Origin of the sequence: Micromonospora sp. DT228 (genome assembly GCF_049841595.1) — a bacterium.
Lineage (GTDB): Bacteria > Actinomycetota > Actinomycetes > Mycobacteriales > Micromonosporaceae > Micromonospora.
Genome location: NZ_JBNCKO010000017.1, coordinates 100149 through 119196, shown reverse-complemented (window position 1 = coordinate 119196; position 19048 = coordinate 100149). Strand labels below are relative to the sequence as shown.

At 73.8% G+C, this 19048-nt stretch carries 19 protein-coding genes; 14 read left to right on the top strand and 5 right to left on the bottom strand.

Annotated elements, in window-relative coordinates; all coding sequences use genetic code 11:
- Nucleotides 1-4: 4 nt before the first annotated feature.
- The 8 genes from ACLQ29_RS28115 to ACLQ29_RS28080 all read left to right on the top strand — a co-directional run bounded on the left by ACLQ29_RS28115 (nt 5) and on the right by ACLQ29_RS28080 (nt 9172).
- Complete coding sequence (locus ACLQ29_RS28115) at nt 5-1570, top strand: amidohydrolase (RefSeq protein WP_425774440.1); 1566 nt, start codon at nt 5-7, stop codon at nt 1568-1570.
- Nucleotides 1567-3126 (top strand): lysine 5,6-aminomutase subunit alpha, encoded by a 1560-nt coding sequence (locus tag ACLQ29_RS28110; protein WP_425774439.1) that lies wholly within the window; start codon nt 1567-1569, stop codon nt 3124-3126. Before ACLQ29_RS28115 ends, ACLQ29_RS28110 begins: the two co-directional genes overlap by 4 nt.
- Nucleotides 3123-3872: an OAM dimerization domain-containing protein gene (locus tag ACLQ29_RS28105; RefSeq protein ID WP_425774438.1), complete on the top strand. Its 750-nt coding sequence runs from the start codon at nt 3123-3125 to the stop codon at nt 3870-3872. The genes ACLQ29_RS28110 and ACLQ29_RS28105 overlap by 4 nt, the downstream gene beginning before the upstream one ends.
- Nucleotides 3869-4261 carry a hotdog domain-containing protein gene (locus tag ACLQ29_RS28100; protein ID WP_425774437.1) on the top strand — a complete coding sequence of 131 codons (393 nt, stop codon included), beginning with the start codon at nt 3869-3871 and terminating at the stop codon, nt 4259-4261. Before ACLQ29_RS28105 ends, ACLQ29_RS28100 begins: the two co-directional genes overlap by 4 nt.
- Nucleotides 4258-5595: a glutamate mutase L gene (locus ACLQ29_RS28095; protein WP_425774436.1), complete on the top strand. Its 1338-nt coding sequence runs from the start codon at nt 4258-4260 to the stop codon at nt 5593-5595. The genes ACLQ29_RS28100 and ACLQ29_RS28095 overlap by 4 nt, the downstream gene beginning before the upstream one ends.
- Nucleotides 5596-6083: 488 nt before the next feature.
- A complete protein-coding gene (lnt, locus tag ACLQ29_RS28090) occupies nt 6084-7742 on the top strand; it encodes an apolipoprotein N-acyltransferase (RefSeq protein ID WP_425774483.1) in 1659 nt (552 codons plus the stop codon).
- Nucleotides 7743-7776: 34 nt separating this feature from the next.
- Entirely contained in the window at nt 7777-8586 is an 810-nt protein-coding gene (locus tag ACLQ29_RS28085; RefSeq protein WP_425774435.1) for a polyprenol monophosphomannose synthase, read from the top strand.
- Between the two features lie 67 nt (nt 8587-8653).
- Nucleotides 8654-9172 carry an FxsA family protein gene (locus ACLQ29_RS28080; protein ID WP_425774434.1) on the top strand — a complete coding sequence of 173 codons (519 nt, stop codon included), beginning with the start codon at nt 8654-8656 and terminating at the stop codon, nt 9170-9172.
- Nucleotides 9173-9239: 67 nt separating this feature from the next.
- Here the strand turns inward: ACLQ29_RS28080 and ACLQ29_RS28075 are convergent, their stop codons facing one another.
- From ACLQ29_RS28075 to ACLQ29_RS28065, 3 genes are all read right to left on the bottom strand, one after another.
- A complete protein-coding gene (locus ACLQ29_RS28075; RefSeq protein WP_030489777.1) occupies nt 9240-9581 on the bottom strand; it encodes an RNA polymerase-binding protein RbpA in 342 nt (113 codons plus the stop codon).
- A 233-nt stretch (nt 9582-9814) separates the two neighbouring features.
- On the bottom strand, nt 9815-10963 hold the full coding sequence (locus ACLQ29_RS28070; RefSeq protein WP_425774433.1) for a hypothetical protein: 1149 nt from the start codon (nt 10961-10963) through the stop codon (nt 9815-9817).
- 51 nt (nt 10964-11014) lie between these two features.
- A complete protein-coding gene (locus tag ACLQ29_RS28065; protein ID WP_425774432.1) occupies nt 11015-12433 on the bottom strand; it encodes an MFS transporter in 1419 nt (472 codons plus the stop codon).
- Nucleotides 12434-12490: 57 nt separating this feature from the next.
- Between ACLQ29_RS28065 and ACLQ29_RS28060 the strand changes: the two genes are divergently transcribed.
- Genes ACLQ29_RS28060 through ACLQ29_RS28050 form a run of 3 tightly spaced genes read left to right on the top strand, consistent with a single transcriptional unit; the run spans nt 12491 to nt 15361 of the window.
- Nucleotides 12491-13138 carry a TetR/AcrR family transcriptional regulator gene (locus ACLQ29_RS28060; protein ID WP_425774431.1) on the top strand — a complete coding sequence of 216 codons (648 nt, stop codon included), beginning with the start codon at nt 12491-12493 and terminating at the stop codon, nt 13136-13138.
- A 55-nt stretch (nt 13139-13193) separates the two neighbouring features.
- The gene (locus tag ACLQ29_RS28055) at nt 13194-14543 is read left to right on the top strand and encodes a flavin-containing monooxygenase (RefSeq protein WP_425774430.1); all 1350 of its coding nucleotides are present in this window, start codon (nt 13194-13196) and stop codon (nt 14541-14543) included.
- The gene (locus ACLQ29_RS28050; RefSeq protein ID WP_425774429.1) at nt 14540-15361 is read left to right on the top strand and encodes an SDR family NAD(P)-dependent oxidoreductase; all 822 of its coding nucleotides are present in this window, start codon (nt 14540-14542) and stop codon (nt 15359-15361) included. Before ACLQ29_RS28055 ends, ACLQ29_RS28050 begins: the two co-directional genes overlap by 4 nt.
- Nucleotides 15362-15432: 71 nt before the next feature.
- Here the strand turns inward: ACLQ29_RS28050 and ACLQ29_RS28045 are convergent, their stop codons facing one another.
- Complete coding sequence (locus ACLQ29_RS28045) at nt 15433-16083, bottom strand: LysE family translocator (RefSeq protein ID WP_425774428.1); 651 nt, start codon at nt 16081-16083, stop codon at nt 15433-15435.
- Between the two features lie 225 nt (nt 16084-16308).
- On the opposite strand from ACLQ29_RS28045, the gene ACLQ29_RS28040 reads away from it, so the two are divergent.
- Together ACLQ29_RS28040 and ACLQ29_RS28035 are read left to right on the top strand one after the other, a co-directional pair.
- Complete coding sequence (locus ACLQ29_RS28040; RefSeq protein WP_425774427.1) at nt 16309-16794, top strand: DUF1992 domain-containing protein; 486 nt, start codon at nt 16309-16311, stop codon at nt 16792-16794.
- A 41-nt stretch (nt 16795-16835) separates the two neighbouring features.
- A complete protein-coding gene (locus tag ACLQ29_RS28035) occupies nt 16836-17378 on the top strand; it encodes a GNAT family N-acetyltransferase (RefSeq protein WP_425774426.1) in 543 nt (180 codons plus the stop codon).
- 2 nt (nt 17379-17380) lie between these two features.
- Here ACLQ29_RS28035 and ACLQ29_RS28030 read toward each other — a convergent pair whose 3' ends face one another.
- A complete protein-coding gene (locus ACLQ29_RS28030) occupies nt 17381-17956 on the bottom strand; it encodes a maleylpyruvate isomerase N-terminal domain-containing protein (RefSeq protein WP_425774482.1) in 576 nt (191 codons plus the stop codon).
- 113 nt (nt 17957-18069) lie between these two features.
- Here ACLQ29_RS28030 and ACLQ29_RS28025 point away from each other — a divergent pair, with 113 nt between their 5' ends.
- A complete protein-coding gene (locus tag ACLQ29_RS28025) occupies nt 18070-19047 on the top strand; it encodes an ABC transporter ATP-binding protein (RefSeq protein WP_425774425.1) in 978 nt (325 codons plus the stop codon).
- Nucleotide 19048: the final 1 nt, after the last annotated feature.

Here is a 19048-nt window from a genome sequence, read left to right as displayed (position 1 = left end):
GGCCATGACGAACCCCTCGACGTTGTACCGCGGCGGCGTGCTGCACTGTCCCGCCGACCCGAGCGCCACCGCGCTGCTGGTGTCCGGTGGGCGGATCACCTGGTTGGGGACCGACGGTGACGCGCCGCCGGCCCAGAAGGTGGTGGATCTGGGTGGGGCATTGGTGACGCCGGCGTTCGTCGACGCGCACGTGCACGCCACCGACACCGGGTTGGCGTTGTCCGGGCTGGATCTGGCCGGGGTGCGCTCGGCGGGGCAGTTGCTGGACGCGGTGGCCGGGTTCGCGGCGGGTCTGCCGGCGGACGCGGTGGTGCTGGGGCACGGCTGGGACGAGTCGGCCTGGTCGGACGCGACGGTGCCGGACGCGGCGGCAGTGGGTCGGGCGGCGGGCGGGCGGCGGGTGTATCTGTCGCAGGCGTCGTTGCATTCGGCGTTGGTGTCCTCGGCGTTGCTGGCGGCGTTCCCCGAGGTGGTCGAGGCGGCCGGTTACGACGCGTCGGGGTGGTTGCGTCGCGATGCGCATCACGTGGTGCGGGCGGCGGCGCAGGGGTCGGTGAGTCGGGCGCAGCGGGTCGCCGCGCAGCGGGTGGCCCTGTCGCACGCGGCGTCGTTGGGGATCGCGGCGGTGCACGAGTGTGGTGGGCCGGAGATCTCCGACGAGGAGGACTTCACCGGTCTGTTGGGCATCTCGGGTGCGGGGTTGCCGGAGGTGTACGGGTACTGGGGTGAGTTGGGTGGCGCGGCGCGGGCCCGGGAGTTGGGTGCGGTGGGCGCCGGTGGTGACCTGTTCGCCGATGGCGCGTTGGGTGCGCGGACGGCGCACGTGTCGCAGGCGTACGGCGATGGTGACGGGTGTGGGCACGGGTATCTGACGGCCGAGCAGGTGCGTGATCATCTGCTGGACTGTGCGGCGCACGGCGTGCAGGGCGGGTTCCACGCGATCGGTGACGCGGCGATCGGCACGGTGCTCGACGGTTTCGCGGGCGCGGCGCGGACGTTGGGTGTGGAGCGGCTGCGGGCTGCCCGGCACCGCATCGAGCATGCGGAGATCATGAACAAGCGGTTGATCGCCGGGTTCGTGGAGTACGGGGTGGTGGCGAGTATGCAGCCGGCGTTCGACAGGTTGTGGGGTGGTGCGGGTCGGATGTACGAGTCGCGGTTGGGGTTGGACCGGTCGTTGGAGTCGAACCCGGTGGGTGCGATGCACTCGGTGGGGGTGGCGTTGGCGTTCGGGTCGGACTCGCCGGTGACGCCGTTGGATCCGTGGGGGTCGGTGCGGGCGGCGGCGGCGCACCACAACCCGGCGCAGCGGATGGGTGTGCGCTCGGCGTTCGCGGCGCACACCCGTGGTGGGTGGCGGGCGGTGCACCTGGACGTGGAGGGGGTCCTCGCGTTGGGCGCGCCGGCGACGTTCGCGGTGTGGTCGACGCCCGCGGGGGTGGAGCGGGGTCTGCCGGTGTTGTTGGCCGAGGACCCGGAGCAGCGGGGTCCGGACGACCCGACGCCGTTGCCGGTGTGTCGGCGTCTGGTGCTGCGCGGTGAGGTCATCTACGAGGAAGGGTCATCATGACCGGAAAGCTTGATCTTGATCCGGTGCTGGTGGCGCGGGCCCGGGAGTTGGCGCGTCGGGCCGGGCAGCCGGTGGTGGACCTGGCGCGCAGCCACACCACGGTGTCGGTGGAGCGGGCGGTGCTGCGGTTGGCCGGGGTGACCGGTGCCGACCCGGACGGCATTCCGTGGGTGAACCGGCTTGTCGACGCGGTCGCCGCGGATGTGGGGTTGGGTCACGGCGTGGCGGTGCCGGTGTTCGACGCGCTGGTGCGTGAGGGCAGCACCGACGTGACGTTGCTGGCGCAGAAGGCCGCCGCCGGGTCGGTGCGGTTCACCCAGCCCACCGGGCGGGCGGCGACGGCGGCCCGGTCGGCGGCGCGTCGGGCGGTCGGCGCGGGTATCCGGCGCATCGACCGGCGGCGCGCCGAGCGGGATCGGCTCGTCAAGCGCCACGGTGACCCGAAACAGCGGCCGTGGATCTACCTGATCGTGGCGACCGGGGACATCTACGAGGACATTCCGCAGGCGCAGGCGGCGGCGCGGGCGGGCGCGGACGTGATCGCGGTGATCCGCTCCACGGGGCAGTCGCTGCTGGACTACGTGCCCGAGGGCGCGACCCGGGAGGGGTTCGCCGGCACGTACGCCACGCAGGAGAACTTCCGGCTGATGCGGGCGGCGTTGGACGAGTCGTCGAGGGAGGTGGGCCGCTACGTGCGGTTGACCAACTACGCGTCCGGGTTGTGCATGCCGGAGATGGCGACCCTGGCCGGGTTGGAACGTCTCGACATGATGTTGAACGACTCGATGTACGGGATCCTGTTTCGCGACATCAACCCGGTGCGCACGTTCGTCGACCAGCGGTTCTCCCGGCAGGTGCACGCCCGCGCCGGGATCATCATCAACACCGGTGAGGACAACTACCTGACCACCGCGGACGCCGTCGACGAGGCGCACACGGTGACGGTGTCGCAGTTGCTCAACGAGTTCTTCGCGCACGAGGCGGGGTTGGCGGACTGGCAGTTGGGGTTGGGGCACGCGTTCGAGATCAATCCGGAGGTGCCGGAGTCGTTCCGGTTGGAGTTGGCGCACGCCCTGCTGGCCCGGGAGTTGTTCCCGGACGCGCCGTTGAAGTGGATGCCGCCGACGAAGCACATGACAGGTGACGTGTTCCGGGGCAACCTGCTCGACGGGTTCTTCAACCTGGCCGGGGCGCTGACCGGTCAGGGCATCCTGCTGGTGGGGATGATGACCGAGGCGGTGGTGACGCCGTGGTTGTCCGACCGGGACATCGCGTTGCAGAACGTGCGCTACGTGCTGGGGGCGGCCGGTGGGCTGCACGAGGACTTCGTTCCGGCGCCCGGCGGGTTCATCCGCCGCCGCGCCAACCAGGTCCTCGGTGAGGCCCTGGACCTGCTGGAGCGCATCGGGGAGCAGACGTTGCTCACGGCGATCGCCGAGGGCACGTTCGGGATCATGAAGCGGCCCGCGGATCGGGGCAAGGGCCTGGCCGGGGTCGCCGCGCACGAGGCGGACTACTGCAACCCGGCCACCGACATCCTGGAGGCTGCCGCGTGAGCAAGCAGATCGTGCGGCCGTACGGGGACACCACCGGCGACGGGATGGTGCAGGTGTCGTTCACCCTGCCGGTGGTTCACGACAAGCGGGCCGAGGGCGCGGCGGTGCAGTTGGCCACCAAGATGGGCATCGACCCGGCGATGGTGGTGCACGCGAAACCGATGGGTGACGGATTCACGTTCTTCGTGGTCTACGGGCGGGTCAACCATCTGGTCGACCTCAACGCGGTGCGGGTGGTGGAGCGCGACTTCGCGCTGCTGTCGGCCAAGGACGTCAACACGGTGATCAAGCAGCGGTTGCGGCGCAAGCTGTCGGTGGTCGGGGCGTGCATCGGCACCGACGCGCACACAGTGGGCATCGACGCGATCCTCAACGTCAAGGGCATCGCGGGGGAGAAGGGCCTGGAGTACTACCGGGAGTTGAAGGTCACCAACATGGGTGCGCAGGTCAGCGTGCCGGAGTTGGTGGAGACCGCCCGGGTGGAGAAGGCCGACGCGGTGCTGGTGTCGCAGGTGGTCACCCAACGCGACGCGCACCTGCACAACACCCGGGAGATGTCCGCGGCGTTCCGGGAGGCGATGCCGGCGGGGCGGCGGCCGCTGCTGATCGTCGGTGGTCCCCGCTTCGACGAGTCGATGACCGACGAGTTGGGCGTGGACCGCATCTTCGGTCGCGGCACCACGCCCGGCGAGGTGGCCAGCTACCTCGTGCACGCCCTGATCACGCAGCGGAAGGCGGCAGCATGACCGACGCACGGCTCGGGTTGACGGTGACACACCGGCGGTATGTGCCGTACGCGCACGCCCACTACGCCGGCAACCTCGTCGACGGGGCGTACGCCCTCGGACTGTTCGGTGACGTCGCCACCGAGGTGTGCATCCGCACCGACTCCGACGAGGGCCTGTTCGCCGGTTATTCCGACGTGCGGTTCCACGCGCCCATCCGCGCCGGTGACGTGGTGCAGGTGACCGCGCGGGTGTCGCGGGTCGGCACCCGCAGCCGCACCCTGGAACTGAGCTGCGCGGTGGTGTGCCGGGGCCGACCGGAGCGCTCCGAGTCCGCCGCCGAGGTCCTCGACCCGCCGATCGTGGCGGTCACCGCGACCGGCACCGTGGTCGTTCCCGCCGCGTCGTGAGCCTGGCGGTCTGCGCGGACGTCGGGTCGACGTACACCAAGGCGGCGGTGGTGGACCTGGCCGCCGGTGTGCTGGTGGGCGCGGCGGCCGCGCCGACCACGGTGCGCAGCGACGTGCTGCACGGCCTGGACGCCGCGGTCGCGGCGGCCACCGCCGGGCTGGGGGTGCGTGACGCGCCGTGGTACGTGTGCTCGTCGGCCGGTGGTGGGCTGCGGCTGGCCGTGATCGGCTACGAGCCGCTGGTCACCGCGCAGGCGGGCCGGCGGGTCGGGTTGTCCGCCGGCGCGCACGTGGTGCACGTGGCGGCCGGTCGGCTCGGCGCGGCGGACCTGACGACGCTGCGGGCGGCCCGATGCGACGTGGTGCTGCTCGTCGGCGGCACCGACGGCGGTGACGCCGAGACGATCACCCACAACGCGACCCGGCTGGCCCGCGCCCGGTGGCGGGTGCCGGTGGTGTACGCCGGCAACGGCGACGTCCGCGAGGAGCTGACCGGGCTGCTGCGTGACGCCGGAGTGCCGGTCACCGACGCCGACAACGTCCTGCCCCGCATCGGGGTGCTCGCCCCGGCGTCGGCGCGGGCGGCGATCCGCGCGGTGTTCCTGCGTCACGTCATCGGCGGTAAGCGGCTGTCGAGGGGCGCCCGGTTCGCGCGGCTGGTGCGGGCGGCCACCCCGGATGTGGTGCTCACCGGTGTGGAGGTGCTCGCCGACACCATCGGCGGTGACCTCGCCGTGGTCGACGTGGGTGGCGCCACCACCGACGTGTACTCGGTGCTCACCCCCGACGAGCGGGCCAGCGGGCCGGCGCGGGAGGTCGCCGGGAACCTGTGGCGGGCCCGGACCGTGGAGGGTGACCTGGGCATGCGGTGGAGCGCCCCCGGGGTCGTGCGGGCCGCCGTCGAGGAGCGGCTGCTCACCGCGGACGAGGCCGACGAGCTGGGCGTCGCGGCGGCGCGGCGGGCCGCCGACCCGGCGTTGCTGGCCGTGGACGACGCCGAACGGGCCGTGGACGCCCGCATCGCCACCCTCGCCGCGACGGTGGCGTTGCGCCGGCACGCCCGGGGCGCCGCCACCGGTGAACGGTCCGGGCGGGACCTGCGTGACGTGCGGCTGCTGGTGGGTTCCGGGGGAGTGTTGCGGCACGCGCCGACGGACACGTCCGGGCGGGTGTTGGCGGCGGTCCTGGCCGACCACGCCGGTGGGTGGGCGTTGCCCCGCGCCGCCGCGGCGGTCGTCGACGTCGACTACGTGCTGGCCGCCGGGGGGTTGCTCGCCGAGGAGCACCGGGCGGCGGCGGTGGCGCTGCTGCGCCACCAGCTGCGCACGCATTGAGACTCGCCGACCCGACACGCCGTGGCGCAACACACGACAGGCCGGGGGTGGGTTGACAAGCGACGGGGGTTGGCACGTACCGTCTTTGAGTCCTACCACGGGAAGCGGCTGTTGTTCGCTTCGTCCTCTCGTCCGCTGGCCGAGCGACATTTTTCAGCGTCATCGTCGCGGCGGCCAGGTCCAGCGGGCGGGGGTCGGCGGGGCGGCGCGAACCGGCCGCGGTTACCGGTGTACGGGCAGGGTGAGGTGCACGGCCAGTAGACAACGGCCCGGCGGGGGCAGCCAGTCCACGTCTGGTCGGTCCGAAGGTCGTCGTGCCCCATTCTCGCCACACCGGCCGGGAAGGGCCTGGGAGCATCGGGGCGCGGCGTGAGCCGCGCCCCGATTTCATGTCCGCTGGGCGGTGTGTGCCCGCCGGCCCGATGCGGTCGGTTCGCAGGCCAGCCAGGTAGCCTTCGCCCCGTGATCGAGGTGAAGCGGTGACGATTCTGGACCGGGAAGACGCGCACAGCCCGGCAGCGCCGCCCCGACCGGTCGGCCCGGGCCGGCCGCTGCCGCTGAGCGTCGCCGTGCCGCTGGCCGTGGCCGCCGGGCTGGCCCTGCTGGTGGCGTTTCCCCCGTACGGGGTGTGGCCGCTGGCACCGGTCGGGGTGGCGTTGCTGGCCGCCGCCGCACACCGGCGGCGGTTGCGCGCCGGCGCCGGCGTGGGCTTCCTGACCGGGGTGACGCTGTTCGCCCCGCTGCTGGCCTGGACCAACCTGCACACCGGTTACCTGCCGTGGGTGCTGCTGTCGTTGCTGCAGGCCGGTTACCTGGCGGTGCTCGGCGTGGCCACCGCCTGGGTGTCGCCGCTGGCCGAGCGGGTCCGCTGGGCGTGGCCGGTGCTGACCGGGCTGCTGTGGGTGGGGCAGGAGGCGCTGCGCGACCGCACCCCGTTCGGTGGGTTCCCGTGGGGTCGGTTGGCGTTCAGCCAGGACTCCTCCCCGCTGCTGCGCCTGGCCGCGCTGGGCGGCGCCCCGCTGGTGACCTTCACGACGGCGCTCGTCGGCGGGTTGCTGGTCACCGCCGGGTGGCGGGCCTGGGCGACAGCCCGGCGCACCTCGCCCGCTGAGGGCCCCCAGGACGCCGACGGCCCGCAGGGGGTCACTGCCGGGCGGCGGTGGGCGCCGGTGGCCGTACCGGCCGTTGTGGCCCTCGCGCTGACCCTCGCCGGGCTGCTCGTGCCGGTCGCCACCGCCGGGTCCGGCGCCACCGCCACCGTGGCCATCGTGCAGGGCAACGTGCCGCGGCTGGGCCTGGACTTCAACGCCCAACGGCAGGCGGTGCTCAACAACCACGCCGACGCCACGATCGCGTTGGCCGCGCGGGTCGCCGCCGGCCAGGAACGTCAACCCGACCTGGTGGTGTGGCCGGAGAACTCCAGCGACATCGACCCGCTGCGCAACCCGGCCGCCGGGGCGCGGATCTCCCAGGCCGCCGATGCGGTCCGCGCGCCGATCCTGGTCGGCGCGGTGCTGCTCGGCCCCGGCCCCGGGCAGGTCCGCAACGCCGGCATCCTGTGGCGGCCCGGCACCGGCGCCGACCTGAGCCAGCTCTACACCAAACGCCACCCCGTGCCGTTCGCCGAGTACGTGCCGCTGCGCGACATCGCCCGGAGGGTCAGCAAGCAGGTCGACCTGATCCGCAGCGACTTCGTACCCGGAAGCACCCCGGGCGTGGTACGCGCCGGGCCCGTCGTGCTCGGTGACGTGATCTGCTTCGAGGTCGCCTACGACCAGGTGGTCCGCGACACCGTCACCGGCGGCGCGCAACTGCTGGTGGTGCAGACCAACAACGCCACCTTCAACGTGGCGGAGGCCCGCCAGCAGATGGCCATGGTGCGGCTGCGGGCGGTGGAGCACGGCCGGCCGGCGTTGATGGCGTCCACGGTCGGGGTGTCCGGGTTCGTCGCACCCGACGGGCGGGTAAGCGATGCCACCGGGTTCAACACCCGGGAGGTCGTGGTGCGGCAGTTGCGGCTCGACGACGGGCGTACCCTCGCCACCCGCCTCGGCTGGTGGCCGGAGGTGACGTTCGCCGCGCTGGCCGTGGCGGCCCTGGTGGGCGCGGCGGTGCTGCGCCGGCGGCAGCGGGTCATGCCCGGATAGCAACAGCCGGTACGCCGGCGGGAGCGGAGGAACCGTGATCCAGGCGACCGATACGATCCGACGCCCGGACGAGGTGCCGGGTGTGGGCCGGGTGCTGGTGGTGATCCCCACCTACAACGAGGCCGACAACATCGCCGCGATCGTGGGTCGGGTCCGGCGCGCCGTACCGGCGGTGCGGATCCTCATCGCCGACGACAACAGCCCCGACGGCACCGGCGCGATCGCCGACGCCCTCGCCGACGGCGACGCGCACGTGCAGGTGCTGCACCGCCAGGGCAAGCAGGGCCTCGGCGCGGCGTACCTGGCGGGGTTCGGGTGGGCGCGCGAACGCGACTACCAGGCGGTCGTGGAGATGGACGCCGACGGCTCACACGCGCCGGAGGACCTGCCGGCGCTGCTCGACGCCGCCCGCGACGCCGACGTGGTGATCGGGTCACGGTGGACCAGCGGCGCGCAGGTGCTCAACTGGCCGCTGCGGCGGCTGCTGCTGTCGCGCGGCGGCAACCTGTACGCGCGCCTCGCCCTGGGCATGCCCGTCTCGGACGCCACCGGCGGTTACCGGGTGTACCGGATCAGCGCGTTGGACGCCATCGACCTGGGGTCGGTGACGTCGCAGGGTTACTCGTTCCAGGTGGAGTTGTCCCGGCTGGCGCACCGGGCCGGGGTGCGGATCGTGGAGGTGCCGATCACCTTCGCCGAACGCGAACGCGGGGACAGCAAGATGAGCCCGCGGATCGTGGCCGAGGCGCTGTGGCGGATCACCGCGTGGGGTGTGCAGGACCGGCGGCAGGCGGTACGCCGTGGCCTGCACGGCACGTCCACCGGTCAGGCGCGGTGGCCGTGAGCGGGGCCGTGTCATGCTGGATGAGCGGGACACGTCCGTGGTGTCGCGGGAATGGCGATGAGGTGAGATGCGCCGAGGACTGAGGTTCGTGCCGTTGGCCCTGTTGCTGACGGTGGTGCTGGAGTTGTTGGTGTTCGTCGGGGTCGGGCGGGCGCTGGGGTTCGGGGCGGCGGTGCTGCTGGTGTTCGCCGCGTCCCTGGTGGGCCTGGTGTTGCTGCGCCGGGAGGGGATGCGCGCCTGGCGTGGTTTCCGCTCCGCCGCGGCGGCCGGGCAGCCACCGGGTGGGCAGGTGACCGACGGGCTCGTGGGTCTGGGCGGGGCCCTGTTGCTGGCGGCGCCCGGTCTGGTCAGCGGGTTGATCGGGTTGCTGCTGCTCGTGCCTCCGGTGCGTCGACTGGCCCGCGCCGGGGTGCGACGCGCCACCGAGCGGCGGGTGTCGTCGATGGTCGCCGGTGACCTGTTCGGCCCCCGCACCGTGCGGGTGCGCCAGGGTGCGCCGCAACCGACCCCGCAGCCGCAGCAGCCGGTGGTGGTCGACGGCGGTCGGGCCATCGAGGGCGAGATCATCGAGCCCGGACGCCAGTAGGCCGCGCACCGCACGCAGACACGACAACGCCCCCGGGGATGACCCGGGGGCGTTGGTGTCGTGTGACTCAGGCGCGGCCGCGGCGGGTCCGCACCTCCTGCAGGCGCTCCTCGAGGATGTCCTCGAGCTCGGCGATCGAGCGCCGCTCCAGCAGCATGTCCCAGTGGGTACGCGGCGGCTTGGCCTTCTTCTGCTCCGGCTCGTTGCCGTCGACGAGTCGGGCGACGCTGCCGTCGAACTTGCATTCCCAGGTCATCGGGACCTCGGCGTCGACGGCGAACGGCACCTCGAACTGATGGCCCTTGGCGCAGAGGTACTCGCGGGTCTGACGCGGCGCGAGCTCCGTGTTGCGGTCGGATTCGTAGCTCACCGCGCCAAGGCGGCTTCCGCGCAGCATACGCTCGCCCATGATCGACTTCCCCTCGTTCGTGGTGCTGGTCTTCTGGGTGTAACGGCGCGTTCCCGTCGAGCCATTCCCGCCCGAGGGCGTGAGGCGTCCACGGGTGGGCCGCGACCAAGGGTAGCCGGCCGGGACGCGCACCCGGCCGGGTGATCCCCAGGACTGTCGCAACGGGGACGTGGTTCCGCTGCCACCGGGGAGGTTAACCGCCCGGGGGCAGCGGAAGTTGCGCCCCGGCCGGCTCAGCCGGTCGGCGGCGGCGAGCCGAGCCGGGCCAGCGCCACCGCCAGGTCGCTGACCTGGTCACCGAGCTGCGCCACCCGCCGCTGGGCCAGGTCGCGGTCACCGACGGCGGCGTCGAGTCGTACCGTCAGGGCGGTGACCTGGCCCTCGGCGGTGGCCGCCGCCTGCCGGGCCGCGGTCAGCTCGGCGGTGAGCGTGTCGCGCTGGGCGGCGGTGGCGGTCAGCTCCGCGCGCAGGCGCGCCGCCACCTCCGCGACCTCCTGCCGGGCGTCGTCGACCTGGCGGGCGGCGACCTGGGCGCGGTCGCGGGCCCGGTCGGCCTGCTCCCGGGCGCGGGTGGCGTCGGCGGCCTCGGCGCGGGCGCGCGCGGCGTCGGCGCGGGCCTGCTCGATCTGGCGGCGCACGTCCTGCACCTCGGCCTGCCACCGCCCGGCCCGCTCGGTCGCGTCGGCGGCGACCCGGGTGGCCCGCTCGACGTCGGCACGGGCCGCGTCGCGTTCACCGGTCAGGTCGGCCACCCGCTGCCGCTCGGCGTCGCGTTGCGTGCGCAGGTCCCGCACCTCGGCGCGGGCCTGGTCCCGGTCGCGTTCGGCCTGGGCGCGCAACGCCTCGGCGGCGCTGACGTCGTGGCGCGCCTGGTCGCGGGCGGCCTCGGCGTGCCGCGCCCGCTCGTCGGCCGCGGTGGCCTGCTGGCGCTCCTGCTCGGCGCGCCGCCGGGCCTCGTCGGCGTCGGCGAGAGCCGTGCGGGCCTGCTCCCGGGCACGCGCCGCGTCGGCGGCGGCGGTCTCGGCGTCGTCGCGGGCCTCGTCGCGTTCGGTCTGCGCCGCCGCGACCTCGGTGGCGGCCTCCGCGCGGGCCTGCGCGATCTGACGCTGCACACCCACCGGGGACAACTCGGCGTGCAGGGACTCGGTCAACGTCTCGACGATCTGGTCGAGGCGGTCCACCGCCTCCCAGGTGCGGGCCACCTGCCCCGGCAGGCCGGGGGCGTTGCGGTGGCGCATCCGGCTGTTGCGGGAGGCGCGCTGGCAGGCGCCGTCGTTGTCCCGGCAGTACCGAAACGGTCGGCCCGCGCCGACCCGCTGCGGCACCGGCTGTCCACAGTGGGCGCACGGGCGGGTCTCGGTGGTGGTGGGCTGGGCGTCCATCGAGGTGGCAGTCTAGTGCCGGGCGGCGACGCCCGGCGCACCGCGGCGGGGTCAGCGCGCGGCGCGGGCGCTCGCGTCCAGGGTGTAGCGGCGTTGCAGCAGCAGCGCCGCGAGCATCGCCACCGCCGGCAGCACCCCGAAGCCGTAGCGGACCGCCGCCAGCGCCGCGTCCGGCTGCGTCGGCGACGCACCGGCCGTCGAGGCCACGAAACCGCCAACGGCCAGGCACAGCGCGTACGCGTACGGACCCAGGGCCGCGCCGGTGGCCTCGGTGGCCGTCCACACCCCGGTGTAGGTGCCGGCGCCGGTCGCCCCGCCGGTGCCGTCGGCGGCCGCGGTGCCGTCGCCCGTCGCGGTGCCGGCGGCGGCCGCGGTGCGGTCGGTGGCGGCGCGGATCACGTCGGGCAGCATCGAGAAGGGCAGCAGTTGCATGCCGGCGAACGCCACCCCGAGCACCGCCACCGCGGCGATGAGCACCGGCAGGCCGGCCGGGCGGCCCACCGCGAGCACCAGCGAGCCGAGGGCGAACGCGCCCTGCGCGCCGAGCAACGCCCGCTGCTTGCCGACCCGGCGGGCCACCACCAGCCACAGCGGGGTCACCAGCAGCGCCGGCGCCACGAACGCGGCCACCAGCACCGTGGTCAGACCGGGCGCGCGCAGCTCGTACTCGGCGTAGTAGGGCACCCCGGCGAGCACCAGGTGGGTGGCGGTGGACATGGCCAGGTACGCGGTCACCAGCCAGCGGAACTGTCGGTCGCGCAGCGCGGTGCGCAGTGCCCGCCACCCGCCGTGCCCCGCTCGTGTGGGGTCCGCCGCGCCGCCTCGCAGCCGGGCGATGCCGGCGACACCGACGAGCATGGCGGCCAGCATGCCGACGGCGAGGACCACCCCCATCCGCTGGTAGCCGCCCCGGGTCGCGGCGTCGCCGCCGGTGAGCAGCGGGGCCAGCAACCCGGACAGCAGGATGCCCAGGGTCAGCACGACCATTCGGAACGCCATCAGCCGGGTGCGTTCGTCATAACCGATCCGCAGGTCGGCCGGGGTGGCCAGGTAGGGGACCTGGTAGGCGGCGAAGAGCAGGTTGCCGGCGACGAAGAACACCGCCACCCACGCGGCCGCCGGCGCGCCGGTCAGCCCGCCGGGCACCGCGAAGAGCGCGGCGAACGCGATCGGCAGGGCACAGCCGAGCAGCAGCAGGCGACGCCTGTCGCCGCGGCGGGTCTGCTCGACGTCGGCGCGGTGGCCCACCCAGGGGTGCAGCAGCACGTCGGCGATCTTCGGCAGCAGCAGCGCGAGGCCGGCCAACCACGGCCCGACCGCCAGCACGTCGGTGAGGAAGTACAGCAGCAGCAGGCCGGGCACCGTCACCCAGACACCCATGCCGAGCGAGCCGGCCGCGAAGCCCGCCAGGGGTCCACGGGCAAGTGTCGCGTCGGTGGCGGCCACGGGCCGCCGGTCGAGCCCGGTCATCGCCGCATCCCCTCGGTAATCCAACGGTTGCTGGATTCTAGGGGCAGAATGGCGGCCATGACCATGCCCCGACGCCGTCCCGGTCGGCCCCGCCGCGACGAGACCCGGCCGACCCGCGAGGTGGTGCTCACCGCGGCGACCGCGCTGTTCGCCGAGCGTGGTTTCGACGCCGTCGGGCTGCGGGAGGTCGCCGCCGCCGCCGGGGTCGACGTCGCCACGGTCGCGCACCACACGGGTACGAAGGCGGCGCTCTACGACGCCTGCTTCGCCCGGGTCTTCACCGCCGAGCGGGAGGTGCTCACCAAGGCCGCCGAGCAGGCCCGCGCCGCTCTCGACGCGGGGCCGGACGCGGCCCGGCGCGCCCTGCACGACCTTTTCGACGTTTTCGTCGACTTCCTGGAGGACCGCCCGGAGACCACCGCGCTGTGGCTGCGGCGCTGGCTCGAACCGCAGCGGCACGCCGAGCTGGACAAGCGCTACGCCGAGCCGTTGTACCGGCTGGTCGCGGATTTGCTCACCACCGCCGCGGCGGCCGGGGCGCTGGCCGAGCCGACCCCGCACATCACCGTCCGCAGCCTGGTCTGGGCGACGCACGGACACGTGGTGGCGCTGGCGGCGGGCGTGCCGGGCGCGCGGGAGCGGCGCGAGTTCCGGGCGTTCGTGCACCGCCTGCTCGACGGCCTGTACGGGTCGGCGCGCACTTGACGGGGCGCCGCCGTCCGACGATTATCCATCAGACGTTGGATTAGTGGGGGCGGCGATGGGTGTACCACCCAGGGTGGCGGTGATCGGCGCCGGCGCGGCCGGGCTCGCCGCCGTCAAGGCACTGCGCGACGCCGCGGTGCCGGTGCTCGGCTTCGAGGCCGCCGAGCAGGTCGGTGGCCTCTGGGTGTACGGGGCACCCGACTCGCCCGCGTACCGCACGCTGCACCTGAACACCAGCCGGGGCCGCACCGAGTTCGCCGACCATCCGATGCCCACCGACTGGCCCGACTATCCCGACCACCGCCGGGTCGCCGGCTACCTCGCCGGCTACGCCGACCGTTTCGGGCTGGGCGCGGACATCCGGCTGCGGCACACCGTCGAGCGGGTCACCCAGGACGCGGCCGGCACCTGGACGGTCGTCGCGAACGGACCGGACGGGCCGGTCACCGTCACCGTCGACGCCGTGGTCGTCGCCAACGGGCACAACCGGGTGCCCCGGCTTCCCGATCCGTCGTACCCGGGCACCTGCACGGCCGAGCAGCTGCACAGCCACGACTACCGCGGCCCGGAGCAACTGGCCGGCCGGCGGGTCCTGGTCGTCGGCGGCGGCAACTCCGCGATGGACATCGCGGTGGACGCCTCGTACACCGCCAGTCGTACCCTGCTCTCGCTGCGCCGGGGCGTCTGGGTGGTGCCGAAATACCTGCTGGGCCGCCCCTCGGACACCCTGAACGGGGCGTTGGCCCGCCGGCTGCCGTGGCGACTGCGCCAACGCATCAGCCAGGCGACGCTGAGCGCCACCGTCGGCAGTCCCGCCCGCTACGGGCTGCCCGCGCCCACGCACGGCTTCCTGCAGGACCATCCGACGCTCTCCGACGGGCTGCTGTCGCGGCTGACCCACGGCGACGTCGAGGCCCGACCCGGCGTCGCCGCCCTCGACGGGGACCGGGTCGAGTTCACCGACGGCCGCAGCGACAGCGTCGAGGTGATCATCTGGTGCACCGGCTACCGGGTGGCGATCCCGTTCCTCGACCCGGCGCTGCTCGGCGCTGGCGCCGACAGCCTGCCGCTGTACCGGCACGTGTTCCACACCGACGCCCCGGGCCTGACCTTCGTGGGGTTGATGCAGTCCACCGGGTCGGCGTTCCCCCTGGTGGAGGCGCAGGCCAAGGTGATCGCCGCGCACCTCGCCGGCCGGTACGCGCTGCCGGACGCGGACCGACAGCGGGCCGTGTGCCGGGCCGAGTTGCGGGCCGCGACCGCCCGGTGGGGCCAGCGCCGCCCGGCGATGCGCGTGGACTTCGACGTCTACCTGGCCGAACTTGCCCGCGAGCTGGCCGCCGGAACCCGCCGTGCCCGTGCCGGCGCGGATGGCGCGGCCTCCTCGGTCGGGGTGCGGCCGTGACGGGTCGGCTGGCCGGCCGTCGGGTGTTACTGACCGGCGCGAGCGGCACCTTCGGCCGGCATCTCGGCACGGCGTTCACCGCCGCCGGCGCTCAGGTGGTGGGGCTCGACCTGCACGCGCGCCCCGACGGCGACCTGCCGGTGCTCGGCTGCGACCTGACCGACCCGGACGCCGTGGCACCGGCGGTGCGCGCCGCGGTCGACCGACTCGGCGGCCTCGACCTGCTGATCAACAACGCCGGTGTCGGTGGCCCCGCCCCCGCCGAGCTGCCACCCGACGAGGTGGTCCGCCGGCAACTGGAGGTCAACCTGCTCGCCGCCTGGCGGACCACCGCCGCGGCGCTGCCACCGCTGCTCACCGCGCGCGGACGAGTCATCTTCGTGGCCAGTCGGATGGCGGTGCTGCCCCTGCCGCTCGCCGCCGCGTACGGGGTCAGCAAACGCGCTCTGGTCGCGTACGCCGACGCGCTGCGCCACGAGGTGGGCACGCACGTCGGGGTGAGCGTGGTCTACCCGAGCATGGTCGTCTCACCCATCCACCAGAGCACCGCCGAGGCCGGCCTGTCCCTGCGCGGGGTGTCCCGCCCCGAGCCCGTCGAGGGGGTCGTCGCGGCGATCCTGCGTACCGCCACCGCGCGGCGGGCGCCTCGCGACGTGGCGACCACGACGCGCGGTCGGCTGGAGATGGCCGTCGGCCGGCACGCGCCCGCGCTCGCCGATCGGCTGGTCCGTCGTACCCTCGCCGCCCGGCTCGCCGCCGGCGACCTGGACGCCGCGCCGCTGGCCGCCGGGATGCTCCGCCGCCACCGGGGGCGGTGAGGTTCGCCGGTCGGGCGCTACCCCGGGGGCGGCGGTGCGATTCCGCCGCCACCGGGGCGGTGACCGTCCGGTCAGGGCGTGGCGACCGCCGCGCGGGAGCGGTCGGCGGCGATCCGGACGGCCAGCGCCGCGAGGGCGGTCCCGGTCACCCACCGCTGCACCCGCAGCCACCCCGGTCGGCGGGCGAAGAACCCGGCCAACGTGCCGGCGCTGAGCACGATCGCCATGTTCACGATCAGCGCGACGGCGATCTGGGTCAGCCCGAGCAGCAGACTCTGCGTCGCCACGTGCCCGCGCGCCGGGTCGATGAACTGGGGCAGCACCGACACGTAGAGGATCGCGATCTTCGGGTTCAGCAGGTTGGTGACCAGACCCATGGTGAACAGCCGCCGGGGCGGATCCGGTGGCAGCGGCGTCGGCGTGAACGGTGAGTGCCCGCCCGGACGCAGCGTCCGCCAGGCCAGCCAGAGCAGGTAACCGGCACCGGCCAGCTTCACCACCGCGTAGAGGGTCGGCACCAGCACGAAGACGGTGGCCAGGCCGGCGACCGCCGCCGCCAGGTACACCCCGAAACCGGCCGCCACCCCGAGCAGTGAGATCAGCCCGGCCTTGCGGCCCTGCGCCACCGAGCGGGACACCAGGTAGACCATGTTCGGGCCGGGCGTGAGGACCAGCCCCAACCCGACGAGCGCGATGCCCAGCAGTGCCCCCGTGCTCACCATGACGATTCCCCCCGTTCGGCAGCCCCGCACCGACCGTAGGCCGAGATGACCACGCTGGCCGAGAGCCACCTGGATGATGGTGGCCCCGAATCCGGTCACCCGGGCCGAAACCCCCCGGTCGATCGCCGCCGGGAATGGTCACCGGCGCGGGCGCGCTGACCCCCTACGAGCGCGTGTCGCCGTCCCGAGGCGGCGCGTTACGGTGGCCAGGGGAGGTGCCGCAGGGTGACCGAGGCGTGGGAAGCGGCAGTGGAGGCGCAGATCCGGGGAGCCGTGCAACGCGGCGAGTTCGACGACCTGCCCGGCATGGGCAAGCCGATCCCCGGCCGGGGAACACCGTACGACGAGTCGTGGTGGATCAAGAGCTTCCTGGAGCGGGAGGCGCTGCCCAGCGACCTGCTCCTACCCACCCCGTTGCAACTGCGCCGACGCGTCGAGCAGGTCCCCGACGAGGTGCGGGACCTGCCCACCGAGCAGGCCGTACGCGACTTCGTGGGGCAGTTGAACGCGCAGATCGTGGCGTGGCTTCGCAACCCCGACGGCCCCCGCGTGGCGGTGCGTCCGGTGAACGCCGACGAGGTGGTCCGCCGCTGGCGCGCCGAGCACGCCCCGCCCGGCCTCCCGACGCCGAAGACCGACCGGGCGACCGTCGTCGCGCCACGCCGGCCCCGCCGCGCCTGGTGGTTGCCCTGGCGTCGCCGCTTGCGCTGACCCGTCTGCTCGGCCGTGCCCGGCACCGGCAGACTGTGCCGATGGTGATCGACCGACGGACGTCCGGTGTCTCCTCGATGTCGGGCCTGGCCCTGCGTCCCTGGGCGGACGACGACCTGGACGCCCTGCTGGACGCGTACCGGGACCCGGTGTTGCGCCGGTGGACCCGGCTGCCGGTGACCAACCCGGCCGAGGGCCGGCAGTGGCTGCAGCGGGTGCAGGAGGACTGGGACGCCGGACGGCGGTACAGCTTCGCGGTCGTCGAGGACGACGCGGACGGTCCGCGGCTGGTGGCGAACGTGGTGCTCAAATGGGTCAGCGAGGATTGGCCCGCGCCCGAGGTGGGTTACTGGACCGCATCGTGGGCGCGTGGGCGCGGCGTCGCCCCGCGGGCGGTCACCGCGCTCAGCCGGTGGGCGTTCGACACGTTCCCCGCGCTAAAACGTCTCGACCTGCTGCACCAGGTGGACAACCTGGCGTCCTGCCGGGTGGCGCAGAAGAGCGGCTACGTGTTGCAGGAGGTGCTGCCGGCCCGGCCGCCCTTTCCGCTGGACGGTCACCGGCACTCGTTGCGCGCCGGCTAGGCTCAGCCCACCGCCGCCTGCCACGTCCACGAGGTGCGTCGTGCCCGGCCGGGCAGGTCACCGCGGCCGGTCATCCACAACAGGACCTCGGACGCGACACCCTCCGGGGCGTCCGGGAAGAGTCGCCGCAGCACCGCCGCGCTCAACCGCTGCGGCGGCTGCCAGGGCACACCGAGACCGACGGTGATGTCATGGGTGTGCAGCAGGGTCTCGGCCACCCCCATCGCGGCGAAGCCAGCCGGGTCGCAGGGACCCCAGTGCCAGGCCCGCGTGTCGGGCGGGGCGGCGTCGACGGCGGCGGCGAGCAGCCCGGCGCAGGCGCGCGCGACGATGAGGGTCTGCGCCGGGCTCGCGTCGGGGGAGACCTGCAGGTCGTACGGCAGGTAGCCGTCCTCTGGGCGGCCGGTGACCTGGCCGGCGTACGCCAGCAGGTCGTGCGCGATGTGCGCGGCGGTGGTCCAGCAGCTCCAGGTCAGCGGGCCGGCGGGCACGGACCAGTCGCGCTCGTGGTGGGGGTGCAACACCTGGGTCATCTCGTCGGCCGCCTGGAGCAGGTCGGCACCGGTCACCGCTGGCATCCGACGACTCTCGCAGCGCCGGTCGAGGGAGACAAGCGAGATCATCGCCGCACCTAAAATTTCATTGGCGTGCTCAAATCTTGCAGTGTGCTGTTTGTTTTCCGTAGGCTGCCATGGTGATCGAGCAGCCCATGGTCCAGGCCAGACAGTTGACCAAGGTCTATCCGCCGCGTGGGTCCACAGCGGAGTTCCACGCGGTCGACGGCATCGACTTCGAGGTCCAGCGGGGAGAGTCCTTCGGGCTGCTCGGCCCCAACGGCGCCGGCAAGTCCACCACCATGCGGATGATCGCCGCGACGTCGCCGATCAGCGGCGGCAGCCTGCGCGTGCTCGGCATGGACCCAATGCGACAGGGGCCCGAGATCCGCGCCCGGTTGGGCGTCGTGACGCAGGACGACTACCTGGACAACGAGCTGACCGTCCGGGAGAACCTGCACATCTACGGGCGGTACTTCAGCCTGCCGCGGGCCGTCATCCGGGACCGCGCGACCCGACTGCTGGATTTCGCCCAGCTTCGGGAGAAGGCCGGCGACCAGGTCGAGACGCTCTCCGGCGGTATGCGCCGACGGCTGACCATCGCCCGTTCCCTGATCAACGAACCCGACATCCTGCTCCTCGACGAGCCCACCACAGGTCTCGACCCGCAAGCCCGGCACATCCTGTGGGACCGGCTCTTCCAGCTCAAGCAGGACGGCGTCACGCTCATCCTCACCACGCACTACATGGACGAGGCCGAGCAGCTCTGCGACCGGCTCATCGTGGTCGACCACGGCCGGATCGTCGCGCAGGGCTCCCCTCGGGACCTGATCACCAGGTACGCCACCCGGGAGGTCCTGGAACTGCGGTTCCGTCTCGACGAACGGGACACCGTCACGGAGAAGCTGCGGACATCGGCCCTGGCCACCGGCGGCAACGACACCGACGGCCGCGTCGAGTCGCTTCCCGACCGGGTGCTCGTCTACACCGCCGACGGCGAGGGCGCCCTCGCCGCGGTGCACGCCATGTCGCTCACGCCGCTCACCGCACTGGTCCGTCGCGCCACGTTGGAGGACGTGTTCCTCACGCTCACCGGCCGATCGCTCATCGAGTAGC

What these genes read in the sequence shown, in the direction of transcription:
- ACLQ29_RS28115 (WP_425774440.1), top strand. Translation starts at nt 5, where the DNA reads ATGACGAACCCCTCGACGTTGTACCGCGGCGGCGTGCTGCACTGTCCC.
- ACLQ29_RS28110 (WP_425774439.1), top strand. Translation starts at nt 1,567, where the DNA reads ATGACCGGAAAGCTTGATCTTGATCCGGTGCTGGTGGCGCGGGCCCGG.
- ACLQ29_RS28100 (WP_425774437.1), top strand. Translation starts at nt 3,869, where the DNA reads ATGACCGACGCACGGCTCGGGTTGACGGTGACACACCGGCGGTATGTG.
- ACLQ29_RS28080 (WP_425774434.1), top strand. Translation starts at nt 8,654, where the DNA reads ATGCGCCGAGGACTGAGGTTCGTGCCGTTGGCCCTGTTGCTGACGGTG.
- ACLQ29_RS28075 (WP_030489777.1), bottom strand. Translation starts at nt 9,581, where the DNA reads ATGGGCGAGCGTATGCTGCGCGGAAGCCGCCTTGGCGCGGTGAGCTAC.
- ACLQ29_RS28070 (WP_425774433.1), bottom strand. Translation starts at nt 10,963, where the DNA reads ATGGACGCCCAGCCCACCACCACCGAGACCCGCCCGTGCGCCCACTGT.
- ACLQ29_RS28065 (WP_425774432.1), bottom strand. Translation starts at nt 12,433, where the DNA reads ATGACCGGGCTCGACCGGCGGCCCGTGGCCGCCACCGACGCGACACTT.
- ACLQ29_RS28060 (WP_425774431.1), top strand. Translation starts at nt 12,491, where the DNA reads ATGACCATGCCCCGACGCCGTCCCGGTCGGCCCCGCCGCGACGAGACC.
- ACLQ29_RS28055 (WP_425774430.1), top strand. Translation starts at nt 13,194, where the DNA reads ATGGGTGTACCACCCAGGGTGGCGGTGATCGGCGCCGGCGCGGCCGGG.
- ACLQ29_RS28045 (WP_425774428.1), bottom strand. Translation starts at nt 16,083, where the DNA reads ATGGTGAGCACGGGGGCACTGCTGGGCATCGCGCTCGTCGGGTTGGGG.
- ACLQ29_RS28035 (WP_425774426.1), top strand. Translation starts at nt 16,836, where the DNA reads ATGGTGATCGACCGACGGACGTCCGGTGTCTCCTCGATGTCGGGCCTG.
- ACLQ29_RS28030 (WP_425774482.1), bottom strand. Translation starts at nt 17,956, where the DNA reads ATGCCAGCGGTGACCGGTGCCGACCTGCTCCAGGCGGCCGACGAGATG.
- ACLQ29_RS28025 (WP_425774425.1), top strand. Translation starts at nt 18,070, where the DNA reads ATGGTGATCGAGCAGCCCATGGTCCAGGCCAGACAGTTGACCAAGGTC.